This is a genomic window from Streptomyces colwelliae (assembly GCF_048158785.1).
In the GTDB taxonomy this organism is placed as follows: domain Bacteria; phylum Actinomycetota; class Actinomycetes; order Streptomycetales; family Streptomycetaceae; genus Streptomyces.
Genome location: NZ_JBLTJC010000003.1, coordinates 26717 through 48848, shown reverse-complemented (window position 1 = coordinate 48848; position 22132 = coordinate 26717). Strand labels below are relative to the sequence as shown.

General features: G+C 68.0%; 22 protein-coding genes and 1 pseudogene. 14 read left to right on the top strand and 9 right to left on the bottom strand.

The annotated features are described in order from the left end of the window. The first annotated feature begins 17 nt into the window (after positions 1-17). The 6 genes from ACNFOC_RS01255 (at position 18) to tmk (ending at position 6251) form a co-directional block, all read left to right on the top strand. Positions 18-1481, top strand: coding sequence for a class I adenylate-forming enzyme family protein (locus ACNFOC_RS01255; protein ID WP_416955669.1), 1464 nt, complete (start codon positions 18-20; stop codon positions 1479-1481). Further along, positions 1448-2710, top strand: coding sequence for a type III PLP-dependent enzyme domain-containing protein (locus tag ACNFOC_RS01250; RefSeq protein WP_416955667.1), 1263 nt, complete (start codon positions 1448-1450; stop codon positions 2708-2710). The genes ACNFOC_RS01255 and ACNFOC_RS01250 overlap by 34 nt, the downstream gene beginning before the upstream one ends. Next, positions 2707-2967 (top strand): phosphopantetheine-binding protein, encoded by a 261-nt coding sequence (locus ACNFOC_RS01245; RefSeq protein ID WP_416955665.1) that lies wholly within the window; start codon positions 2707-2709, stop codon positions 2965-2967. Before ACNFOC_RS01250 ends, ACNFOC_RS01245 begins: the two co-directional genes overlap by 4 nt. After that, positions 2964-4139, top strand: a complete 1176-nt coding sequence (locus tag ACNFOC_RS01240; protein WP_416955663.1) for an acyl-CoA dehydrogenase family protein — start codon at positions 2964-2966, stop codon at positions 4137-4139. Before ACNFOC_RS01245 ends, ACNFOC_RS01240 begins: the two co-directional genes overlap by 4 nt. A gap of 128 nt (positions 4140-4267) precedes the next feature. Continuing rightward, positions 4268-5581: a UDP-N-acetylglucosamine 1-carboxyvinyltransferase gene (locus tag ACNFOC_RS01235; protein ID WP_416955661.1), complete on the top strand. Its 1314-nt coding sequence runs from the start codon at positions 4268-4270 to the stop codon at positions 5579-5581. Further along, positions 5574-6251, top strand: coding sequence for a dTMP kinase (gene tmk / locus ACNFOC_RS01230; RefSeq protein WP_416955659.1), 678 nt, complete (start codon positions 5574-5576; stop codon positions 6249-6251). The genes ACNFOC_RS01235 and tmk overlap by 8 nt, the downstream gene beginning before the upstream one ends. Positions 6252-6388: 137 nt before the next feature. Here the strand turns inward: tmk and ACNFOC_RS01225 are convergent, their stop codons facing one another. The 3 genes from ACNFOC_RS01225 to ACNFOC_RS01215 form a co-directional block, all read right to left on the bottom strand. Next, on the bottom strand, positions 6389-7183 hold the full coding sequence (locus ACNFOC_RS01225; protein ID WP_416955657.1) for a carbon-nitrogen hydrolase family protein: 795 nt from the start codon (positions 7181-7183) through the stop codon (positions 6389-6391). Next, the gene (locus ACNFOC_RS01220) at positions 7180-7386 is read right to left on the bottom strand and encodes a hypothetical protein (protein WP_416955655.1); all 207 of its coding nucleotides are present in this window, start codon (positions 7384-7386) and stop codon (positions 7180-7182) included. The genes ACNFOC_RS01225 and ACNFOC_RS01220 overlap by 4 nt, the downstream gene beginning before the upstream one ends. 117 nt (positions 7387-7503) lie before the next feature. Continuing rightward, positions 7504-7869, bottom strand: coding sequence for a VOC family protein (locus tag ACNFOC_RS01215; RefSeq protein ID WP_416955653.1), 366 nt, complete (start codon positions 7867-7869; stop codon positions 7504-7506). Between the two features lie 92 nt (positions 7870-7961). Between ACNFOC_RS01215 and ACNFOC_RS01210 the strand changes: the two genes are divergently transcribed. Beyond that, positions 7962-8306, top strand: coding sequence for a helix-turn-helix transcriptional regulator (locus tag ACNFOC_RS01210; RefSeq protein WP_416955651.1), 345 nt, complete (start codon positions 7962-7964; stop codon positions 8304-8306). Positions 8307-8695: 389 nt separating this feature from the next. Here the strand turns inward: ACNFOC_RS01210 and ACNFOC_RS01205 are convergent, their stop codons facing one another. Together ACNFOC_RS01205 and ACNFOC_RS01200 are read right to left on the bottom strand one after the other, a co-directional pair. Then, positions 8696-9490, bottom strand: a complete 795-nt coding sequence (locus ACNFOC_RS01205) for a pectate lyase (protein ID WP_416955649.1) — start codon at positions 9488-9490, stop codon at positions 8696-8698. 32 nt (positions 9491-9522) lie between these two features. Continuing rightward, on the bottom strand, positions 9523-10494 hold the full coding sequence (locus ACNFOC_RS01200; protein ID WP_416955647.1) for a pectate lyase family protein: 972 nt from the start codon (positions 10492-10494) through the stop codon (positions 9523-9525). Positions 10495-10732: 238 nt separating this feature from the next. On the opposite strand from ACNFOC_RS01200, the gene ACNFOC_RS01195 reads away from it, so the two are divergent. The 3 genes and pseudogenes from ACNFOC_RS01195 (at position 10733) to ACNFOC_RS01185 (ending at position 14435) form a co-directional block, all read left to right on the top strand. Beyond that, a complete protein-coding gene (locus ACNFOC_RS01195) occupies positions 10733-12058 on the top strand; it encodes an extracellular catalytic domain type 1 short-chain-length polyhydroxyalkanoate depolymerase (protein WP_416955645.1) in 1326 nt (441 codons plus the stop codon). 77 nt (positions 12059-12135) lie between these two features. Further along, complete coding sequence (locus ACNFOC_RS01190) at positions 12136-13422, top strand: SGNH/GDSL hydrolase family protein (RefSeq protein WP_416955643.1); 1287 nt, start codon at positions 12136-12138, stop codon at positions 13420-13422. A gap of 298 nt (positions 13423-13720) precedes the next feature. Further along, a pseudogene (locus tag ACNFOC_RS01185) lies at positions 13721-14435 on the top strand (transposase family protein). A gap of 69 nt (positions 14436-14504) precedes the next feature. On the opposite strand, the gene ACNFOC_RS01180 reads toward ACNFOC_RS01185, so the two are convergent. After that, complete coding sequence (locus tag ACNFOC_RS01180; protein ID WP_416955641.1) at positions 14505-15101, bottom strand: DUF308 domain-containing protein; 597 nt, start codon at positions 15099-15101, stop codon at positions 14505-14507. Positions 15102-15313: 212 nt separating this feature from the next. Between ACNFOC_RS01180 and ACNFOC_RS01175 the strand changes: the two genes are divergently transcribed. Continuing rightward, complete coding sequence (locus tag ACNFOC_RS01175; protein WP_416955639.1) at positions 15314-16495, top strand: sensor histidine kinase; 1182 nt, start codon at positions 15314-15316, stop codon at positions 16493-16495. Then, complete coding sequence (locus tag ACNFOC_RS01170) at positions 16495-17154, top strand: response regulator transcription factor (protein ID WP_416955637.1); 660 nt, start codon at positions 16495-16497, stop codon at positions 17152-17154. Before ACNFOC_RS01175 ends, ACNFOC_RS01170 begins: the two co-directional genes overlap by 1 nt. A 98-nt stretch (positions 17155-17252) precedes the next feature. On the opposite strand, the gene ACNFOC_RS01165 is transcribed toward ACNFOC_RS01170, so the two are convergent. Together ACNFOC_RS01165 and ACNFOC_RS01160 are read right to left on the bottom strand one after the other, a co-directional pair. Continuing rightward, positions 17253-18620 carry a nucleobase:cation symporter-2 family protein gene (locus ACNFOC_RS01165; RefSeq protein WP_416955635.1) on the bottom strand — a complete coding sequence of 456 codons (1368 nt, stop codon included), beginning with the start codon at positions 18618-18620 and terminating at the stop codon, positions 17253-17255. Between the two features lie 136 nt (positions 18621-18756). Continuing rightward, complete coding sequence (locus ACNFOC_RS01160; protein ID WP_416955633.1) at positions 18757-20103, bottom strand: FAD-dependent oxidoreductase; 1347 nt, start codon at positions 20101-20103, stop codon at positions 18757-18759. A gap of 227 nt (positions 20104-20330) precedes the next feature. Between ACNFOC_RS01160 and ACNFOC_RS01155 the strand changes: the two genes are divergently transcribed. After that, positions 20331-20792, top strand: coding sequence for a DUF6214 family protein (locus ACNFOC_RS01155; protein ID WP_416955631.1), 462 nt, complete (start codon positions 20331-20333; stop codon positions 20790-20792). 9 nt (positions 20793-20801) lie between these two features. Here the strand turns inward: ACNFOC_RS01155 and ACNFOC_RS01150 are convergent, their stop codons facing one another. Beyond that, positions 20802-21557: a TetR/AcrR family transcriptional regulator gene (locus ACNFOC_RS01150; RefSeq protein ID WP_416955630.1), complete on the bottom strand. Its 756-nt coding sequence runs from the start codon at positions 21555-21557 to the stop codon at positions 20802-20804. Between the two features lie 262 nt (positions 21558-21819). Between ACNFOC_RS01150 and ACNFOC_RS01145 the strand changes: the two genes are divergently transcribed. Then, positions 21820-22068, top strand: a complete 249-nt coding sequence (locus tag ACNFOC_RS01145; protein ID WP_416955628.1) for a DUF2630 family protein — start codon at positions 21820-21822, stop codon at positions 22066-22068. Positions 22069-22132: the final 64 nt, after the last annotated feature.

Sequence of the window (22132 nt, the reverse complement as noted above, 5' to 3'; positions counted from 1 at the left end):
AGGAAAGGGAGGACACCGTGCTGGTGCACCAGGCCTTGGCCCGGGCTGCCCAGGAATGCCCCGACGCGCTCGCCGTACGCGACGAGAGCGGTTCATGGGACTACCGCGAGCTGGACCGCTTCAGTCGTTCGGTGGCTGCTTGGCTGAGGGAGCGTGGGGTGGGCCGCGGCGACCGGGTGCTGTGCTGCCTGCCCAACTCCCGTCAACTGATCGGGCTCATGTACGGCGCGCTGCGCTCCGGAGCGGTATTCGTGCCGGTGAGCCCGGACGCTCGCCTCTACCAGCTCCGCTCGCTCGTCGAGGACTGTGATCCGGCGGTGATCGTCACGGAGACGGGAAACCCCCTCGCGGGGGACTCGCGGCAGGTCGATGTGGCACGGCTGTGCGAACGGCTGCCTGCCACCCCTGAGACGGTGGACGAGGCCAACGCCGAGGACATGGCGCTGTTCATGTACACCTCCGGCTCCACCTCGCACCCCAAGGCCGTCGTCTGCCGCCACCGACAGGTCGCGTTCGCCGTGCAAGCGATAGCGGAACGGCTGGGCTATCGGTCGGACGACGTCGTCTACTGCCGACTGCCGTTCACCTTCGACTACGGCCTCTACCAGGCCTTCCTGTGCACGCACGCCCACGCCACGCTCGCGGTGACCGGCCGCCAGTCCGAGCCCGCGGTACTCAAGTTCGCCCATGAGTACGGCGCCACGGTGCTGCCACTCGTGCCGGCGCTCGCGGCGCTGCTGTTGAAGCTCGCCCGGCGCGGACGGGCTCTGCCGCCACTGCGACTGCTGACCAACACCGGCGCCGAACTGACCTCGGGAACGGCGGCTCAGCTGCGAACCGCCTTCCCCGGCGCTGCGGTCATCCGCATGTACGGCATGACGGAGTGCAAGCGGATCACCATCGCCGAGCCGGACAGCGACTTTGAATCGCCCCGCAGCGCCGGCACTGCGCTGACCGGCACACAGGTGGACATCGTGGGCGAGGACGGTGCGATCCTCCCCGCAGGTCAGTGCGGTCAGATCGTGGTGCGTGGTCCGCATCTGATGGACGGCTATTGGCGTGCCCCCGGGGCCACCGCCGAGCGCTACCGCTCGCATCCGGTCACCGGCGAACGGGCTCTGTTCACCGGCGACCTCGGATCTCTGGACGAGGCCCACAGGCTGACTGTCGTCGGGCGCGGGGACGAGATCTTCAAACGACGGGGGATGCGCACCAGCACGGCGGAGATCGAGGCCGCCGCCCTGGACGTCCCTGGAGTGACACAGGCCGCCGTGCGACCTCCGGGCCCGGACGGCGAGTTGCACCTGTGGGTCGCCACGGAGCACAGCGCGGAAGACGTGCTGCGGTGCCTGTTCGAGCGGCTGGAGGCAAGCAAGGTTCCCGACCGTTGCTGGGTCCTGGACCGGCTGCCTCAGACAGCTCATGGAAAGGTGGATAAGAAGCGTCTGTGGGAATCCCTGAAGACGTCCACGACGAAATGACGAAGCGGGCGGACCGGTTCGGCACCCCGCTGTACGTCTACCGGCTGGAGGCGGTGCGGGAGGCAGCCAAGGCCCTGTTGCGCAGCATCCCCGAGCAGGCCCACCTCTATTACTCGCTGAAGGCCAACCCGCACCCCGTCCTGGTACGGGAGCTGACGTCGCTGGGCATCCGCGCGGAAGTGAGCTCGACCGGCGAACTCGCCGCCGCGCTGACCGCCGGTACCCCTGCGGCGGAGATCCTCTTCACCGGTCCGGGCAAGACGGATGCCGCCCTTCGCGAAGCCGTCGGCGCCGGCGTGCGCCGGTACTCCGTCGAGTCGGCCGCCGAGCGGACCAGGCTGGCTGCGGCCGCACGGGCGCACGGAGCTTGTGCGGAGTACCTGGTGCGGGTCAACGCCACCACCGCCCAAGCAGGTGGGGTGGGGCTCCGGATGACGGGCACCCCGTCGCAGTTCGGTATCGACGCCGACCAACTGGGCACCCTGCCGGAGCTGTTCGAGGCGGATGACGCGACACGGCCGTCCGGCTTCCACCTGTTCCCCGCCACCAACATCGCCGACCCGTCGGCGCTGCACCGGGAGTTCGAAGGCAGCGTCGCGACAGTGGCCGAACTGATGAGACGCACAGGGTTCGAGCCGTCCCTGGTCGACCTGGGCGGCGGCTTCGCCGCGCCGTTCGCCAAGCCGGGGCCGCTGCCCGACTACCTGGGACTGCGCGGATCGCTCTCCGCCGAGTTGGACAGGCAGCTGCCCGGCTGGCGGGATGGCCGCCCGGTCATCGCGTTCGAGGCGGGTCGGTACCTGACCGCCGCCTGCGGCACCCTGCTGACCACGGTGCTGGACGTCAAACGCAGCGGCGGCAGAACGTATGCCGTGCTGGACGCCGGGACTCATGTACTGGGGGGAATGGCGGGGCTGGGGCGGATCCTCGCTCCGGGAGCCGAACCCGAACACGTCGGCACACCGCAGGACGAGCCGGTGAGCCTGGTCGGACCGCTGTGCACCCCCCTCGACGTGCTCAGCAGGGCCGCCGTCATCGGCCCGGTCGAACCGGGGGACGTGCTGAGCATCCCCAATACCGGTGCCTACGGCCTGTCCGCGAGCCTGCTGGGTTTTCTCAGCCATCCGGTGGCCGCCGAGGTGGTCCTCGACGGCCACCGGACCATCGACACCCGCCAGTTGCGGCTGACCCCCGTCGCGCTGACAGCATCGGAAGGATCACGGATATGACTCCCCCCTGGGACTCCTCTTTTGAGCTTGTACTCCGCCCCCTGCTGCGCTCGCTCCCCGCGGACACCGTGCTCCTGCCGCAGCAGGATCTCGCGGCCGTGGGCCTGGACTCGATGGCCACCGTCGAGCTGCTGTTGCAGTTGGAGTCGACGTACGCCGTCGAGATCCCGGACAGCCTGCTGCTGCCCAGCACCTTCGCCACCCCCGCCAGTCTCTGGCAGGCCGTGCAGACACTGCGAACGGAGCAGCAGGCATGACGACGCTCGACAGCGAGTACGGCCTGCCGATCGCCGAAGTGCTCGATGTACTGCGGGAGCACGCCGGCCACGCCGACAAACAGGCCGTGTTCCCCGCCGCCAGCATGGACGTGATCAGGAAGGCGGGGTTGCTGGGTCTTCTGGTGCCCGCGGAGTACGGCGGCCGGGGCGCCGGGCTACCGGACTTCGTCGCCGTGGCTCAGCGGCTGGCGGGCGCCTGTCTCAGCACGGCATCCATCTGGGCCATGCACTGCCAACAGGTCGACGCCGTGATCCGCTACGGCGCCGACGCACTCAAGGACGAACTGCTCCCGTCCGTCGCCCGAGGCGACACGTACCTGGCGTCGGTAACCACGGAGGCGGCCAACAACTGGAGCTTCATCACAGCCCATGCCCCGATCACCCCGGACGTGAACGGTGTACACCTCGACCGTCTGGCGCCGGTCGTCTCCGGCGGCGAGTACGCGGACGGGTTCCTCATCACCATGCGCGCGGGCGAGGACACCTCGGTGCACGAAGTGTCGCTGGTGTACGCCGCACGGGGCCAGGTGGCGATCGAGAGCTCCGGCGACTGGGACACCCTTGGCATGCGAGCCATGGACAACGTGTCCCTCCGGATCTCCGGCACGGTTCCCGAGCACCACGTTGTCGGCGGCCCCGGTGCGTTCCGCGCCATCGCCTCGGAATCCGCCATTCCATTGGCCCACCTGGGCCTGTCCGCTTGCTGGTTGGGCGCTGCTCGCCAGGCCTTCGCGGAGCTGGTCGGTCATCTGCGCGGCTCCCGGCGAAAGGGAGGGCCGTCACTGTCGTCCGATCTGGTACGTGAACGACTGGCCCGGATCCGCTTCGACTTGGAGCTGGTGCACGCCTATCTGCAGCGGGTCACGGGCGAAGTGGCCGAGTTGCGCGAGGGCGCCGGCAAGGTGTCCCCGCAGGTGATGCAGATCCACCTCAACACGCTGAAGCTGGCCGCGTCGGAGCTGTCGTTCCGCGCGACGGACCGCATGATCGATCTTGCGGGGCTCTCGGTGGGGTATTCGGCGCAGTCCCCGATCCCGCTGGAACGGGTTTTCCGGGACTTGCGGTCGGCGAGCCTGAACTATTCCAACGACCGGCTGTGGACGGCCAACGGTGCACTGACCCTGTGGGATCGGCACATAACCCTGGCCTGAAGAGTCGCCCGAAAAGCCGCACATTCTTTCCGCATGATGAATCTTCCCTTGTCGGGAAATTCGGTCGAATCGCGCGACAAGGCCGGGATGAAGTTCGTGCCTGGTTGCGCCATGGCGAGGGAGGGAAAATGTTACCGCATCCTCCGGTGCAAATTCTGGGTGGAAGCCGACTTGAGGGAAGGATTGGAATTCAGGGGGCGAAGGGGTGTGCCGTTCTGCTGGCGGCGGCAGCATTCATCGCTGATGGTCGAGTATCACTGGCCAATGTTCCATCGATCCTGGACATCGAGACGGTCGCGCACATAGCGCACGAACTTGGCCATCAGGCCCAGCTCAACGGCCGTAATTTCGAGTTCTTCTTCAACTCGCAGACACGGTATCCGATTATCCCCACGGACCTTGGACGTCGTCTGCGTATAACACCCTCCCTGGCGGCTGCCATTCTTGCCAAGGAGGGACGGGTACGATTTCCTCTCCCCGGCGGGGACGCCTTCTGCCCGCGTCCCATCGACCGGCATGTGGCGGCAATGGAGGCGGCCGGCGCCACTGTCGAGAAAGACGGTGCCGTCCTGACCGCACGGCTCGGTCGCGGCCGGCCTTCCCCGTTCAAGTTCTCGGCGGATACCAGGAATGGGCCGAGCCTCGGCGTGACGATCACGGCGCTGCTGCTGGCGTCTCGTGCGCAAGGGACCTCGCTGATCACAAAGCCGAGCCCTGAGCCGGAAGTCGAGCACGTCATCTCCTTTCTGAACGGCTGTGGCATCGCTACGCGGCACCGCTTCGACGGCGCCATCGAAGTCGCCGGCAGGACCGATGTATCGGGTACGCGCCAGGTGCTCCCTCCTGACCGTCTTGAAGCGGGAACTCTTGCCATAGGAGCTGCGCTGACCGGCGGTTCGGTGACCCTCCTCGGCTTCTCGCAAGAGAACCTGCCGGAGGAATTCTGGTCACTGTTGCGTTCGGCGGGTGCCAGGATCGAATCAGGTGCCGACGGCTGTACGGTCACCATGGGGTCGCGCCCTGGCGAAAACGACTGTGACCACAGTATTACGACTTCCCCTCATCCTGGTTTCCCGACGGACCTGCAACCGCAAGGCACGGTCCTTGCCACGCAGATGGCCGGAATCACCCATATTCATGAAGGCGTGCATGAGCTCAGGGCGAGCCATGTCGAGGGGCTGCGCAGCTTCGGTGCGCGGCTGAGCGCGCGAGGTCGCGCCATCACGGTAACGGGGGCGACGCCTCTCAAGGCCGCCGAAGTGGTCGGCGAGGATATCCGGTGCGTCGTCGCTTACATGCTTGCCGCGCTCGTGGCGGACGGATACTCGACCATTCATGGCGGATATCACCTGCGACGAGGCCACGGCGACTTGTTGGGTTCTCTGCGCGCTCTTGGCGCCGACGTACATCAGCTGGAAGAGGAGGTATCGTCCCATGAATGACGAGCGCTGGAAGGTCCCGGCGAACGGTGCGCTGATCGCACTCTGCGGACTGGACGGATCCGGCAAGACCACCCAGTCGAAACTTCTGGAGAAGCGTCTTTCAGCCAAGCGGACCGTACACCGGACCCGCCCCGTCACGGCGCATTTTCGCGACGATCCGACCCTCAACGATTTTCTCCAGGAGCGACTGTCCGAAACGGACATGGTTGACGTGGTCCCGGAACTCGTACTGTTCAGCGCGATGGACCGGCTGCGTCATATGCGCACGGCCATGCTGCCGTGGATGCGGGACGGCGGAGTTGTCATATCCGATCGCTATGTGTACAGCTCATACGCGTGGATGGTCGCCAGAGGTATCCCTGATGTGGAATGGATCATCCAGCTCAACAGATATCTACCGGAACCCCAACTGACGGTGTACTTGGACATCCCCGCCGAACTGGCGGTCGACAGAATCCGAAGCCGAGGCGACAGGCCCCGTTGGGAGGAAGTGGACCACGATCGGATGTCGAGAGTCAGGGACATCTTCCTGGGCCAGGAGTGGGGAGCGAGCCCGGATTACCACATCCTCGACGGGCAGCAGCCGGTGCATGTGCTGGCGGAACACATCGGCCGCCTGGCGGACGAAGCTCTGCAGAAGAGGGACGCCGAATTGGCCGCCTCGAAATAGTGTCAAGCCTTGGTGCCGGCAGGCGCCCTCAGCGGTTCTTGACCGGTGTCAGCCGGTGGACGGTCGTTGCGGGAAGGGCGCGCGGGGCGCGCGGTACGGGCGGCTGTGATCCTGTGGGCAGCTGCCCTTCGCACCGTCTATATCGATCTGCCCTGTCCTTCGTAGGACAGCCTCAGCAGGTCTTGCCGCCGCTGGCCGAGGTACCAATTGCCGGACTGGTCAAGATCGATGGTGGATCTGATGACGGCGGTGTCGCCGGAGGTCACCTCGGCCAGGACCTCTCCTCGCGGCGAGATGACCATGCTGGGGCAGTGCTGGTGAGGATCCGCGACGTTCGCCGCAAGGACGAACCGCTGGTTCTCCGCCGCGCGGCTGATGAGATGGCTTCTCCACACCCCGGCCGGCTCGGCTGTATTTGCGGCGTGGGTGAGATAGATGAACGCCTGCGCTCCGCTGCCGGCAAGGTGCTGCCATTGCTCGGGGAGGCGGATCTCCCGGCAGATCTGGACGCCGAAGGTGACCTGCCCGCCGGCCATCGGGATGGAAAGGGGGGAGAGGTCGGTCCCCGCTTCCAGTCGGCCGCGTTCGTGCATCGCCAGGTTGATCTTCCGGTAGATCCACCTCCCGCCGTTGGGTGAGAAGTAGACGGCGGCGTTGCTCCAGACTCCCTGCTCGAAGAGCAACGTGCCGCAGAACAGATGGACCGCGTGCCGCTGTGCCAGGTCGGCAACACGGTCTGCGGCGTGCGCCAGAGCCAGAGTGTCGAGGTCGCCGAGGACGGAGAGGTCGGGCCCGTAACCTGACAGCGCGCCCTCGGGCAGGACGACGATGTCGTCGGGCCGGGCTTCGGCCAGGACCTCGGAGATCAACTCCACATTCCGCTCAACGTCCCAGGTGATGGGGAACTGTGCGACCGTCAGCGATACCCTCATGAATCCTTCTTCCGGCGACTGATCTTGGCTGCGCATGCCGCCCAGTCTCCGACAGCGGCTCGCTGCCGCTTCACGGCGATGGTGATATCGATGCGGAGGCTGCGGGCGAGGACCGTGGCGGGCAGCTCGGTGGCGAGCTGGGACAGGGTAGTTGAGCGGGTCTCGGCAGGCCGGATACCGGGTTCGCGGAGACGTTCGCCCATGGCCCAGACACTGATCGGGCGGCCGGGCTGACCGCCTGGGGCCGAGATGGAGGCGGACTGCTCCGTCGGTCTTCTCGATGTGGCCGACGACGTTGATGGCGCTCACGGCCGCAGCCCTCAGTCCCGCGGTGCGACGCGGATGCGGTTCCCGTCAGGATCGGCTGCGAGGAAGGTCAGCCCGAACCCCGCGTCATGAGGCTCGTGCAGGATCGTGACCCCCTTGGAATTCCACTGCTCAAAGATCGCGTTGAGCTCGTCGGGTCCACCGTCGATGGCCAGGCAGACCTCACCGGTGCGCGGGACGTCCGGTGACAGATCCTCGAACTGGCCGGACCACACACCGAGGCCAGCGCCTGGCCCGAGGCCGAAGGTGATGTATCCCAGAGTCTCGAACGAGGGGCTCAGTCCGAGGAGTTCGCCGTAGAAGCGAGCTGCGGCGGGAGCGTCGTTCACGTAGACGATGGACACGACGGATGTGGTCATGGTTGTTCCTTTTCCCAGGTCGTAGGTACGCATTCGCCAGCCTGACCGGGATATGCGCCGCATCGTGTCGCAATTCCTGAAAAAATCGGTGGGTGACCCCGGACCGCTTCTTCTCCCTGATGCTGCTCCTTGGATCGAGGGGTGCCGTGACCACACAGGAACTCGCCTCGGCGCTCGGGGTGTCCCTTCGCACCATCACCCGGGACCTGAACTGGCTCCGTGACGCCGGTCTGCCGGTGACCGCGCAACGGGGCCGCCTCGGAGGCGTGACCATGCTGCCCGGGTCCGGGCTCGACCTCACGCGGCTCACACCGGGCGAGCGTGATCATCTGTCGCTCACCGGGCTGGACGAGAAGCAACGTGCGGAGCTCGACGCATCGGCCGAAAGCCGGCGCGCTCTCCAAGATCGCTGCTGCACAGCCACGTCGAGTTCATGAGCTCCTGCCGCTCACCGACGTAGTGCACGTGGACAGCCGTCCCTGGGGTAAGGCACGAGCTTCCGGTACGACTCCGGCTTCGCTGGTCTCGGTATGCAGGCTCGACTGCATCGCCACTGTGCCCGCCACCAGCCTTGGCCAGGTTGTAGACGGCGACCAGCGCCTGGTCTGCGCGACGGTCGTAGTCACGCGATTTGTCGCCATAAGTCCCCATACGCATGCCGAAACCCCCTGAGAATCCCTGAGGCTGTGAGGGCCGCCGTCCGTGGCCGGATGACGGCCCCCTCTACTGCTGTGCGAGCCAGTAGTGGATCCGCTATTGGTACTGCTCAGAGCGCGTGAAGAGGGCAGTGTGCGAGATCATCCGCGCTGAAGCTGGTGCGCCCGGTCTACCGGTAGGTGATGTCGGAGGTGGAGTAACGGCAGTAAGTGCCGTCCGCGCCCGTGCCGTTGGTCGTCGGCTCCGCGCCCGTGTTGTTCCCGATGTACTTCTGGCAGGGGATCATCTTCTTGCTGGTGTCCCCGACGATCGTGATGCCCTTCAGGGTCGCGCTGTCACCGTAGTTGGTGTTGATGCCGACGATCCGGCTGCCCTTGTAGGTCGCCTCGATGGTGTTGAGGTTGATCGTGCGCTTGTACTGCGTCTTGCAGTTGCCGCACGAGCGGACGAACGTACCGAAGGTCTGCGCCGCGAAGTTGGAGACGTTGAGCGTCCCGGCACCGTTGAACTGGAACACCTTGTCGCTCGCCTCCTTCGCGCCACCGCCGGAGACGGTGTACACGTTGGACGACGAGGAGCCCAGGAAGGTCGCCGCGTCCTCGCCGACGTCCTCCCACCAGACGTTCTGTAGCGTGCAACTGCCCAGGCAGTGGATGCCGTCGGCGGCGGGCGAGCCGATGATGACGTTCTTGACGACGGCACCGGGGGCCAGTTCCAGGATGGGTCCCTGGTCCTCGTCCTGGCCGCCCGTGCCCAGGTCGCCGCTGCCGTACAGGCGCAGCAACCCGTAGTCCTTGGTGCCCGAGACCGAGATCGTCGAGGTCACCGCCTGACTGCCGCTCGCGGTGGGCCAGGTGGCGGCGCTGGCCGGCGAGAGGGTGCCGGATGCCATGATCATGCCAATGGAGAGACCGAAGGCGGTCAGTGCGCCGGTGAGCACACGTGATCGTGCGGAAGAAGTCATGTCCCGATTCCTTCTCCGAGGTGGGGGAGTGGTCAGAGCTTTCCGGTGCCCGCGCCCGCGGTCACCGAGGCGACGACGGTCGAGGCGGGCTCGGCGGTGTAGCTGTACGGCGGGCTGGTGAACGTGCCGGCCTGCGAGATCTCGGTGGCGGCTCCGCCGAGGTCGTTGCCGCTGAGGTTGGCGTAGCCGTCCACGTCGCTGTCCCGGTTCGTCGTGACGGCGACTTCGGTGTCCCGGAAGACGTTGTTCTGGACGAGCATCTGGGCGCCCATGCGCGAGTGCACGGCCGTCTCGGCGCCGACGACGTAGTTGTCGTAGAAGTGCCCGGTGCCGAAACGCAGGCTGGGGATACGGGAGTTGACCTGGTCGAACCAGTTGTGGTGGTACGTCACCCGCAGATGCCCGGTGTCCTCGCTCGCGTTGTTGTCGCTGTGGCCGACGAGCGAACCCTTGTAGTGGTTCTTGAAGGTGTTCCAGGAGACGGTGACGTAGTCGGAGGCGTGGCTGATGTCGAGCAGGCCGTCGTAGTAGTCCTTGCCGTGGTCGAGGTCGGACGAGAAGGCGTTGTGGTCGATCCACACCTTCGTCGAGGCCTGCACGGTGATGCCGTCGGCCGGCGCGACCGGCTTGCTGATGTTCAGGTTGCGGACGACGACGTTGGTCACCTTCTTCAGACGCAGTCCGCCACCGGTGAATCCGGATGCCGAACCGACGCCCAGCACCGTCGTGTTGGACCCGATGTCGACCTGACCGCTCAGCGAGATCAGGCCGTTGACCTTGACGACCTTCGAACCGCTGCCGGTGACAGCCGACTTGAAGGCGTCCAGCGTCGACACCGTGACCGCCGTGGCGCTGCCGCCACCGGTCGTCCCGGCACCGAAACCGACCGGCGAGGCGTCGGCCGCCGACGCGGACTGGGGGAGCGCGAGCGCAGCCGCTACGGCGAGAGCGGTCGCCGCCAGAGCTGATCGTCGTGGAGGTGGATGTGGGGGGCGAGTACGCATGCGGGTGCGTCCCTTCCGGGGGAATGGGGTGATCGTGTACGTGAACGATGTGCACCATGAATGATCGCGCGGTCACACTTCTGAACGGAACGTAGGGTGCAAGCGCTTTCTAGTCAACGCTTGTGCAGAAACTATTCGAAGCGTGGGAGCGCTTCCATGGCACCCATGTCCATGTCACGATGCCGACTGTTCTCCCCGAAAGATGCCGCACGAGCCGCGATCAGGAAGGGACGATGACGTGCGCCCCACAGCCGCCGACACCCTCAAGTCATCGAGAAAACCGCCGCGTTCGGTACTCGTCGCCCTCTTCGGAGCACTGGTGCCGTTACTCGCGGCCCTGGCGCTCGTCGCGCCCCCGGCCGCCGCCCGCACCGAGGCCGTCCCCGCCGCCACCCTCACCGAGGTCACCAGCTTCGGCACCAACCCCAGCAACCTCCAGATGTACGTGTACGTCCCAGCCGCCGTCACCGCGCACCCGGCGATCGTCGTGGCCGTGCACTACTGCGGGGGATCGGGTCCGGCGATGTACTCCGGCACCGAATACGCCTCGCTCGCCGACCAGTTGGGCTTCATCGTCGTCTACCCGTCGGTCACCCGGGCCAGCAAGTGCTTCGATGTCTCCTCGCCCCAGGCCCTGCACCGCGACGGCGGCAGCGACCCGGTCGGCATCAAGTCCATGGTCGACTGGGTGGCCGGCACCTACTCCGCCGACACCTCCCGCGTCTTCGCCCTGGGCATCTCCTCCGGCGCGATGATGACGAACGTCCTGCTCGGCGACTACCCCGACGTGTTCGCGGCGGGCGCCGCCTTCGCCGGCGTACCGTTCGGCTGCTTCGCCACCACCGACGGCTCCGAGTGGAACACGGCCTGCGCGAACGGAACCGTGATCCAAACCCCGCAGGCATGGGGCGACTTGGTCCGGGGCGCCGACCCCGGCTACACCGGCCCGCGCCCCCGCATGCAGCTGTGGCACGGCACCGCGGACGACATCCTGCGCTACCCCAACTTCGGGGAAGAGATCAAGCAGTGGACGAACGTGCAGGGCGTCAGTCAGACCCCGGCCGCCACCGACACCCCGGCGACCGGCTGGACCCGCACCCGCTACGGCGCCACCGGTGACCGGGCCCCTGTCGAGGCGATCAGCCTCCAGGGCGTCACCCACAACCTCTACACCTACGGCATGGGCGCCCGCGTCCTGACCTTCTTCGGCCTGACCGGCGGCGGCGGCACACCCCCGCCCTCGACCGGCCCCTGCAAGGTGACCGTCACGACCAGCGCCTGGAACACCGGCCTCACCGCCTCCGTGACGCTCACCAACACCGGCACGAGCGCGGTCAATGGCTGGCAGCTCGGCTTCACCCTGCCCACCGGCCAGACCATCACCAACGGCTGGGGCGCCACCTACGCACCGGCATCCGGCACGGTAACGGCCACCAACGCCTCCTATGACGGCACGATCGCCCCCAACGCGAGCGTGACCATCGGCTACCAGGCGAACCACACCGGCAACAGCGCGGCGCCGACGGCCTACACGCTCAACGGGACGGCCTGCACGGTCGGTTGACCCCGTCTCCGGGTGCGTGCCCGACACCTCCGGCACGCACCCTCGCCCCCAACTCCCGCCAGAGGAAGGCCGGTTCCGTGCAGCCAACGAGACGGACAGTGATCGTCGCCACGACAACGACGGCACTGTCGGCCCTGGTCGCCACCAACTCCGCACGCGCCGAGGGGAGTTCGGCCCCGCCCGTCACGCACTGGGTGAACACCTGGACGGCGATGCCCCAGCTCACCGAGCCCGGCAACCTGCCACCCGCGCCCTTCACCGGAACCAGGTCGGTCCTCGTCGACACCACCCTGCGCCAGACACTCCGCGTCACCGCCGGGGGCCGAAAGCTGCGCCTGCGCTTCTCCAACGCCTACGGCGACACCCCGCTCCCGCTCACCGCCGTGACGCTGGCCCTCCCACAGGACGGCAGGGCGGGAGCGAGCGCGATCGTCGCCGGCAGCAGCAGACCGGTCACCTTCGCCGGACGCGGATCCGCGACCGTCCCCGTCGGCGCCCAACTGGTCTCCGACCCACTGGACTTGGACCTGCGCCCCGCGTCCGTCCTCACCGTGACGACCTACCTGGTGACGGGCCAGCCCTCGCTCGCCCTCACCTCGCACCCGGGCTCGCGTACGACGTCGTACCTCCGCACCGGTGACCACACCGAGGACCAGGACCTGCTGCCCGGGGCGACCCCGGTCGACCACTGGTATCTGCTGAGCGACGTCGAGGTCCTGGCCCCGCGCGCCACCACGGCCGTAGCCATCCTGGGCGACTCGCTCACCGACGGCCGAGGCTCCACGACCAACGCCAACGACCGCTGGCCCGACCAGCTCTACGACCGCCTCCGCACCCGCCCCGACACCGCGGCCGTGGCGATCCTGAACCAGGCCGCCGGCGGCAACCGCGTCCTCAATGACGGCCTCGGCCCCAACGTCCTCGCCCGCCTCGACCGGGACGTCCTCTCCCGCAGCGGAGTCACCCGCCTCATCGTCTTCGAGGGCGTCAACGACATCGGCACCGCCGACGCGACCCCCGCCGCCCAACACCAGGTCACGGAGGACCTGTTGGCCGCCTACGGCCAGATCGTCGTCCGCGCCCACGCGCAGGGCATCCGCGTCTGCGGCGCGACCCTGCTCCCCTTCGGCGGCAACACCTACGACGACCCGGCGGGCGAACGCGAGTCCTCCCGCCAGGTGGTCAACTCCTGGATCCGCACGGCCGGTTGCTTCGACGCGGTCCTCGACTTCGACCGCGCCGTACGCGACCCCGCCGACCCGCGCCGCCTGCTCCCGGCCCTCCAGGTCGGCGACTGGCTCCATCTCAATCCGGCGGGGTACGGCGTGCTGGCCGCGACGGTCCCTGCTGGACTGCTGCGCTGATCGGGCCGTAGGGCATCGGTGGTGCCTGATCGGCGCCGGTGAGCGGGGCGTCGTGCCTGCGGCTGTGAGGCGGGAGGGACGTTGAGATCAGCTGTTGCCGTTGTGGGCGCCGAGAATGGAGGAGTCGGCGACCGACGGCAACTCCGCTGGGGCCCACGTGCTTAGGACGGGGGTGCGTGCCACGCCCCGCGCCCGCGACAGGATCCCACCGGACGGACCCTGGACGAATGAGTCCGATGTCGGGGCCGGTGCGCGAGCTTGAAGAGAGGGCGCTCAAGATCATGTTGCGACGCAAGACCTGAATACCCTCTTGACCGCGCTGTACGTGAAGATCGACGACGAGATCGGAGGGACCCGGTGGATGGGACGGCCGCCGCCGCTGCTGACCGACTCGGAGTTCGTCTGCCGTGCCGTGGCGCAAGCCCTGCAACCACTGGATCGTCGACTCCACGCCAGTGCCGTGCGGGATGTCCCGCCCGACGATCCGACGTTCGGACCTCGCCGGGTGGGCCGGGTACGGCTACTGCGCCTCCCACTCGCGGTTCTTCTGGGGCCTGCGCCTCTATCTGGTCTGCACCCCGACCGGCATGCCCATCGTGTGGGCGCCGGCCAACCCGAAGATCGGCGAACGCGAAGTCCTGGCCTCGATGCTGGAGACCGATGCCGACCTGGTCACCGAACGCGAGGGCATCCTGCTCATCTCCGACAAGGGCTTCGCGGGCAAGGTGTTCGAGCAGGACCTCGCCGGGCAGGGCGTCGAGCTACCGCGGCCGTCCCGCAAGCGGGAGAAGGTCCGCTATGGCGAACCCATGCTCTCAAGAGGTCCGCCAGCTCATCGGATCCGTCAACGCCTCCCTCAAAGGCCAGCTCGACCTGGAACAACAGGGCGGCCGGACCTTCGAGGGCGTCGCCATCCGGGTCGCCCAGCGCATCCTCGCGATGACCGCTGCGATCTGGCACAACCGCAGACCAGCGCCCCGGTGACCCGCTCCCTGATCGCGTACGACCACTGATCACCGTTGGCAAGCAGCGCTTTGAGAGCCTTGTTCGCGGCGATGGTCTTGTCGAAGCGGAAGACGCCGTCAGCGCTGTTCGCGTCGGCTGCGGATGCTCAGGGCGATGACGGAGACGAGGAACCAGAAGGCACCGAAGGCCGAGTATCCGGCGATGGTGGACAGGCTGCTCGTCGCCGAGGCGGACATGGCGGCGAAGGAGGCACCGGCGAGGACGGACAGGCCGCCGCTGATGAACATGGGCCACTGGGCACCGACGGCGCGTCGGCGCCGGATCGCCACGACGAGCTGGATCGCTCCGGAAAGGAGGGCCCAGATGCCGAACACGAGCAGGGTCGTCCCGATGGTGGAGAAGACGGCGATGATCATCCCGGCGGTGGCGGCGAGGCCGAGAGCCATGTTGGTGGTACCGACGCGGTCCGTGGAGCCGGTGCCGGCCATGCGACCCTCGAGGAGCGTGGCGACGACGTCCCACAGGGGGTAGATGACGAGCAGCACGGCCGCGATCACTGTGGGCTTGTCCGTCGACACGAGCGAGGCGGAGGTCGTGACGACGAGTGCCACCCAGACCAGGGAGAAGGCGACTCGGATCAGGTAGAGCGATCGGAGCCCGGAGAGCGTCGTCGAGGTCGTGGTCGTGCTGGAAGTCACGGTGGTCTGAGTCATCGGGTGTCCCGTTTTGTGATCGTGATGGTGTGAGACGGTCGCCTCGATGAGGAGTCTCAGCGGCCTCGGGCGGGGCCGCGTACTTCGAACGAAGTAGTTCTGCCATCCACTTCGAATCGAATGAGTTCTGCCGTCCCCATCGCCCGGACCGGGCCCGCCGTCTACATCATTCGAAGTACACGGCCGCAGCACACATGGAAGAGAATCAGGGCATGGCCAAGGCGCACAACAATCAGGACGGGCCCGTGGCACCCCTGTGGGTCCGCCGCCCCGAGGCGCTGCACCTCATCGCCTATGCGGTGGCCGCGCTGGTGTTCACCGGCCAGATCGTGGCAGTGATCCTGCGAGGGTCGGACTGGCCGACGGCCCTCTCCGTGCTCCTCGCCGGTGCCGGTGTCGCCCTCTCATGGCGGAGGCCGTGGGCAGGACTGGTCGTGACGAGCGCGGCGTCCTTCGCCGTCACAGCGGTGGGCCACGACCCCCTGTCGGTGTGGATGATCGCGGTGCTCGTGCTGTTCTCGATCACCCTCAAGGGGAAGCAGCCGCTGGTCGGAACCGGCATCGTGGCGGCGTTCTTCCTGGGGGCGTTCATGACGCTGGGAGGATTCCGTGGCGGCGCGATCGTGGGAGCCGCCGCACTCTTCTCAGCCATAGCAGGAGGCGCGACAGGGGCCGCGCTGCGCATCCATCGAGAGCACTGGCGCACCCTGGAGGAACGGGCCGAGAGCGCCATCGCCACCCGGGAGATCGAAGCCACCCGACGGGTGACCGAGGAACGACTCCGCATCGCCCGGGACCTCCACGACGTCATCGGCCACCAGGTCGCGATGCTGAGCATGCATCTCGGTGCCGCGGAGATCGGGCTGCCCCAAGACGCCGAGTCCTCCCGGCAGGCCCTCGTCTCAGCCAGGTCCAGCGCCCGTACCGTCGTCGTCGAGACGCAACGGATCCTTGCCCTCCTCCGCCTCGGAGACAACATCTCCGACGACGAGGCGCTCCGGCCGACCCCGGCGCTCAGTGGCCTGGAAGGCCTTGTCGCCTCTTTCGAGAGCATCGGCCTCGACGTCCGTCCCTCCATCGACATCCCCGCCGGTTTCGTGGAGCCCAGCGTCGGCGTGACGGTCTACCGGGTCGTTCAGGAAGCACTCACGAATGCCTACCGGCATGGAGAAGGGGCGGCAACGGTGGTTGTGCGCGAGCGCGACGGCAGGATCTGCGTCACCGTGGAGAACCGCGTCGGTCACGCACTGCACGGCTCCGGCTCGGGCAGTGGACTCGGACTCGTGGGGATGCGTGAACGCGTCGAGTCCTCCAGCGGGCGGCTGACGATCGACAGTGACGACGGGCGATTCCGGGTCCATGCGGAGTTCAGCCCCCTGGGAGCCGTCGTCTGATGACCCGGATTCTGATCGTCGACGACCAGGACGAGATAAGGGCCGGCATCAAAGCGATGCTCCGGCTCGACCCACATCTCGTTGTCGCGGGTGACCTCTCCGATGGACTCCAGGTCGTCCCCTTCCTCCGGGACCACCCCGTCGACCTGGTCCTGATGGACATCCGGATGCCCGGCATCGACGGTGTCGAAGCCACCCGCCGGATCCGCAAAGAGCACCCACCCGAGAAGATGCGAGTGATCGTGCTGACCACTTTTGATCAGGACGACATCGTTCTCGCCGCCCTTCGCGCGGGCGCCAACGGTTTCCTGAGCAAGACCGTGAGCCCCGCTGAACTCGTCGCCGGAATCACCGAGGTCGTCGGCGGTGGCGGTGCGCTGTCGGCCGCCGCGACGGCCGCGCTCATCGGTCACATGACCGACAGTCCGCCCCCGGTGATCGACCAGGAACTGCTGCGACGCTTCGACGCGCTGACACCCAGGGAGCGGGACGTGGTCGTTCTCGTCGCGAGCGGTCTCGGCAACGACGAGATCGCGGCCCAGATGTTCGTGTCGCCGTTCACCGTGAAGACGCATGCGGTGCGGGCCATGACGAAGGTCGGCGCACGTGATCGAGCGCAACTCGTCTCGTTCGCCTTCCGGGCCGGCCTCTACCCCTGAGCCTGCCGAGAGAGGGTATTCAGGTCTTGCGTCGCAACATGATCTTGAGCGCCCTCTCCTCAAGCTCGCGCACCGGCCCCGACATCGGACTCATTCGTCTAGACGACCGGCTCCTCCGCGACAGCGCCGGCAGGAGCCTCGGTGCTGGTTGCCGGTGAACTCCCCTTCGACGGAAGGTGGTTGAAGAGCAGGTTCAGTACGATCGCCGTCAGGCAGCCCGCGCTGATGCCGCTGTTCATCACCGTCTGGAACCAGTCCGGGAACTGGGCGTAGATCGTCGGCACCCCCACCGGGAGCACACCCACGGCCACCGAGACGGCGACGACGGTGAGGTTGTGGTTGTCCTTGAAGTCGACCTGGGTCAGGGTGCGCAGACCGCTCGCGGCGACCGTGCCGAACATGACGAGACCCGCGCCGCCGAGGACCGGCGCCGGTATCGCCGCGACGACCGCGCCCAGCTTGGGCAGCAGACCGAGGACGACGAGGATGCCGCCGGCCACGGCCACGACCCAGCGGCTGCGGACCCGGGTCATGCCGACGAGGCCGACGTTCTGGGCGTAGGCCGTGTACGGGAAGGTGTTGAAGATGCCGCCGAGGACGGTGGAGAGGCCGTCGGCGCGCAGACCGTCGGCGAGCGAGCGCGGCTCGATCTTGCGGTCGGTCATCTCGCCGACCGCGATCAGGTCACCGGTCGTCTCGGTCATCGTCACCAGCGCCACCACGAGCATGGACACGATCGCCGAGGCGTGGAAGGTGGGCGTACCGAAGTGGAACGGCGTGCTGATGCCGACCCAGTCGGCGTCCCCGACCCCGCTGAAGTCCGTGAACCCGAACACCACCGCGGCCACCAGCCCCACGGCCATGCCGATCAGCACCGCGATCCGGCTCAGGAAGGCGGGTGCGAACCGCTGCACACCGAGGACGACCGCGAGGACGAACGCGGCGAGCGCGATGTTCTTCGGCTCACCGAAGTCCTTCGCGCCCTGCCCGCCGGCCGCCCAGTTGCCCGCCGCCGGAAGCAGCGACAGACCGATGATCAGGATCACCGTGCCCGTGACCAGCGGCGGGAAGAAGCGCAGCAGCCTGCCGAAGACGGGGGCCAGGAGCGCGATGGCGAGCCCCGCGATGATCACGGAGCCGTAGATCGCGGGCAGTCCGCCGCCCGTCGTGCCGATGAGCACCATCGGCGACACCGCGGCGAACGTACAGCCCTGCATGATCGGCAGCCGCACGCCGAACCGCCAGAAACCTATGCACTGGATGAGCGTCGCTATCCCGCACACCAGCAGGTCCGCGGTGATCAGATACGCCAGATCGGCGGCCGACAGCTTCATCGCCCCGCCCACGATCAGCGGCACCGCCACCGCGCCCGCGTACATCGCGAGCACGTGCTGGAGCCCGAAGGCGGCCAGTTGCCGTACGGGTGGGACCTCGTCGACGGGATGCACGGGTGTGGTCGTGGCCATGGGCACTCCTGAGCGGCGGAGAGAGGAGGAACGTGCGAACAGTTCGAGACCGTAGGCGCCTTGAACAGTTTGTTGATTTCTGGGTTGTTGCCGCCGTGTGTCTTACCCAGCTGCTATGTGTGCGCCCCGCGTATGGCTATGTGCGGGCCCCACGTACCGCCGCCAGCAAGGCATCCCAGTCCGGCAGTTTGACCACACCGCCCCGCCCGAGCGAGGCTCCCAGCTCCGCCTCGGCCCGCTCGATGGCCTCCCATCCGGCCCACTCGACCGGCTCGATCCCTTCGGCGCGCAGTGCGGCGAGGGGATCCTCGGAGGGTTCCTTCGCTGCGAGGAGGGAGGCGTCCGCGAGCAGGGACGTCACCGTCTCCTTGGCGTCCGGGCGGTTGGTGCCGATGACTCCGGTCGGGCCCCGCTTGATCCAGCCGGCCACGTACTCACCGGGTACGGCCCGCCCTTCGCGTACGACACGGCCGGCCCGGTGCGGCACGGTGCCGTGCTCGGCGTCGAACGGCAGCCCGTCCAGCGGCACTCCGCGATAGCCGACCGAGCGCAGCACCAACTGCGCCTCGATCTCCTCGAATTGGCCGGTGCCGACCACTCCGCCGCGCCCGTCCGGCGCCGTGCGTTCGAAGCGGACGGCGCCCACCCGCCCCGCGTCGGCGAGGAGTTCGACGGGACGGAGGAAGAAGCGGAGGTGGATACGGCGTGGGGCGCCCCGGGGAGCGAGCGTGGCCCAGCCGCGAAGCGCCTCCACGTTGCGGCGCTGGGCGCCGGGCAGCGCGGAGAGGTCGAGACAGTCCGGGTCGAGCGCCAACTCGGCCGGATCCACGGTCACTTCGGTGTCCGGGAGCCCGCCCAGTTCACGCAGCTCCTTCGTGGTGAAGCGGGCCTGCGAGGGGCCGCGCCGACCGACCATGTGGATGTCCGTGATCCCGCTGGCGGCGAGTGCGGTGAGCGCGGCCTGCGGGATGTCGGTACGGCTGAGCTCGGCCGTGCCGCGCGCCAGCATCCGTGTGACGTCCACCGCGACATTGCCCACGCCGATGACGACGGCCGTCCTCGCGCCGAGCACGAAACCATCGACGGTGGAGTCCGGGTGGGCGCTGTACCAGGACACGAACTCGGTCGCCGACCAGCTGCCCGGCAGCTCCTCGCCGGGGATGCCCAGGTGCCGGTCGGTGGCGGCGCCCACGCAGTACACGACCGCGTCGTACAACTCCCGCAGCCGGGCGGCCGGCAGCCCGCCGGGCCCCACGAGCACCCCGCCGAGGAACCGCACCCGCCCGTGCTCCAGGACCGCCCGCAGATTGTTCTGCAACGACTTGATCTTCTCGTGGTCCGGTGCCACGCCGTAGCGCACCAGACCGTACGGGCACGGCAGCCGGTCCAGGACGTCGACCAGCACCCCAGGCTCCAACTGGACCAGACTCTGGGCGGTGTAGACCCCGCTCGGCCCGGAGCCGACGACGGCGACACGCAGCACGGCGGAACTCCTCACCCGTCAGGCACACAGGAGATCGCTGATTCGCCAGATCACTGACACCTCCAGGATCGCACCACGGGTGCTCCGCTGACAGGGTGCCGAACGCACTCGTACGCGCCGGGGGCGCGCGTGTCCGTTCGTATGGAATGTGATCATGCGGTTACGTTGCGTATGTGCTAGAAGCATCCTTTGTTAATCTTTCCGATCGCTCCCCGGCGGACGGTGCGGTGTCCGTGTGGCCCGCGTGGGAAGTTCAGGAGCACGACGGCGCCACCTCGTGGTTCCATGTCCGGCTGGCCTTCCCCGACGGCGCCCGGGTCGACGCACTCGCCGTGGTGTGCGAGCAGAACGTCTCCGTCGAGGATGTACGGGCCCAACCCGCCCTGTCCCTCGACGACTTGACGGTGCTTGCCGACTGGATCGAGGGACCGCTCTTCGAGGCGTGCGGGCTGCAACCCGAGTCGGAGGGGGCGGAGTCGGGCGGAGCGCGCCGGGCACGGCCGGCCTGGCCGCGCGGCATCGAGGGGCGGTGGCAGATCGCCCAGGAGTATCGCGCCGCGCAGGAAGAGGGAGTTGATCCCGTCCTCGCGGTGATGTGCGCGACCGGGCACAGTCGGCGCCGGTCCCTCCGGCTCATCTCGCAGGCACGGGACGCCGGGTTTCTGACACCTCGTCACGCCCGGCGCTGAGTACGGCCGTTACGCGTCGGAGGGCTCGGTCGGCCGGTCGTCGGCCGAACTCTCGGGCGTGGGCGCGGGCGTAGGTATGGGTGTGGGCGCGGGCGCAGGTGTGGGCGTCGTCCTGTCGTCCGTCGCGAAGAACCGCGACAGGTCCGTGTCGGCCGCTCCGGCCCGCGCGCGGGCTTCCGGCGGGACCCCCAACTCCCGGTCGAGCCCGTACCGTTGGAACAACTCGGTACGCAGTACCGGAATCGACATCGGCACCCCCGGCACGAGCGCCGCGTAGACCGCGCCCATGAGCAGGGCGCGCAGCATCGGGTAGTCGGAGGGGACGTTCCCCGATCCGTACCGTGCGATCGTCTGCCCGAGCAGCTCGGACAGGCGCCGCTGCTCCGGGCACTGCACGAAGCCCTCGCCCTGGAGAAGTCCCGCCATGTGCTGGCGCATCAGCACCGGCCGGTCGTGTGCGAGGCCCAGGATCGCGTCGATGGCCCGCGCCATCCGCTCCCGCCCGTCGTCGGTCCGGGGCTCGCGCTCCAGGGCCTCCTCCAGGGTGCGGTGCATCAGGCGGTGCACGGCGGACTGGACGAGCTGGCGTTTTCCGGGGAAGTAGTACGACACCAGTCCGCGCGCCGAACCGGCCCGGTCCGCGATGTCGCCCAAGGTCGTGGCGTCGTACCCACGCTCACTGACCAGCTCGACGGCCGCCTGGAGGAGCCGTTCCCGGGAACGCCGTCGCAACTCTTCATTGACCGAGGCGCTTCGCGGGGACATGCTGTAACTCCTGCGTTGACTGGCTATCAGCCAACTATACTCAGGACGTCCGGGTCCCCCGTCGAGGGGGCCTGGCGCATGCTGCCGTCCGTCTGGGGCGACGCGGGGGATCGTCTCAGGCGGGCGGCTCCTTTTCACCCCAATGGTTTCCCTGGGCGACCTTTGACCCGGCGCCCGGCGCCGCCTTCTCGCACATCTGTCGCACGGCACGTGAACCGTCCCTAGAGTGGGCACGGGTGTCGAGCCGAGGAGGCGCACGGGCATGGAGCAGGACCAGCAGATCTTCGCGCGGATCAACGAGATGGTCGACGACGAGCGCAAGCTCCGGGAGGCCCTCGCGTCCGGCACGATCGACAGCACTACGGAGCACCAGCGCCTCGGGCAACTGGAACGCGAACTCGACCAGTGCTGGGACCTGTTGCGCCAGCGCCGCGCCAAGGTGGAGTTCGGGGAGAACCCGGACGAGGCGCGGGCGCGGCCGGAGTCCGAGGTCGAGGGCTATCAGGGGTGAGCCGACGTGGGGTGATGTGCGTCGGCGTGGGCTGAGGGGTGCGGAGGCCGCGTCGGCCCGGTCC

Coding starts and splice junctions, on each gene's coding strand:
- ACNFOC_RS01245 (WP_416955665.1), top strand. CDS start 2,707: ATGACTCCCCCCTGGGACTCCTCTTTTGAGCTTGTACTCCGCCCCCTG.
- ACNFOC_RS01240 (WP_416955663.1), top strand. CDS start 2,964: ATGACGACGCTCGACAGCGAGTACGGCCTGCCGATCGCCGAAGTGCTC.
- ACNFOC_RS01235 (WP_416955661.1), top strand. CDS start 4,268: ATGTTACCGCATCCTCCGGTGCAAATTCTGGGTGGAAGCCGACTTGAG.
- tmk (WP_416955659.1), top strand. CDS start 5,574: ATGAATGACGAGCGCTGGAAGGTCCCGGCGAACGGTGCGCTGATCGCA.
- ACNFOC_RS01225 (WP_416955657.1), bottom strand. CDS start 7,183: ATGAGGGTATCGCTGACGGTCGCACAGTTCCCCATCACCTGGGACGTT.
- ACNFOC_RS01220 (WP_416955655.1), bottom strand. CDS start 7,386: ATGGGCGAACGTCTCCGCGAACCCGGTATCCGGCCTGCCGAGACCCGC.
- ACNFOC_RS01215 (WP_416955653.1), bottom strand. CDS start 7,869: ATGACCACATCCGTCGTGTCCATCGTCTACGTGAACGACGCTCCCGCC.
- ACNFOC_RS01205 (WP_416955649.1), bottom strand. CDS start 9,490: ATGACTTCTTCCGCACGATCACGTGTGCTCACCGGCGCACTGACCGCC.
- ACNFOC_RS01200 (WP_416955647.1), bottom strand. CDS start 10,494: ATGCGTACTCGCCCCCCACATCCACCTCCACGACGATCAGCTCTGGCG.
- ACNFOC_RS01180 (WP_416955641.1), bottom strand. CDS start 15,101: ATGACTCAGACCACCGTGACTTCCAGCACGACCACGACCTCGACGACG.
- ACNFOC_RS01175 (WP_416955639.1), top strand. CDS start 15,314: ATGGCCAAGGCGCACAACAATCAGGACGGGCCCGTGGCACCCCTGTGG.
- ACNFOC_RS01170 (WP_416955637.1), top strand. CDS start 16,495: ATGACCCGGATTCTGATCGTCGACGACCAGGACGAGATAAGGGCCGGC.
- ACNFOC_RS01165 (WP_416955635.1), bottom strand. CDS start 18,620: ATGGCCACGACCACACCCGTGCATCCCGTCGACGAGGTCCCACCCGTA.
- ACNFOC_RS01150 (WP_416955630.1), bottom strand. CDS start 21,557: ATGTCCCCGCGAAGCGCCTCGGTCAATGAAGAGTTGCGACGGCGTTCC.
- ACNFOC_RS01145 (WP_416955628.1), top strand. CDS start 21,820: ATGGAGCAGGACCAGCAGATCTTCGCGCGGATCAACGAGATGGTCGAC.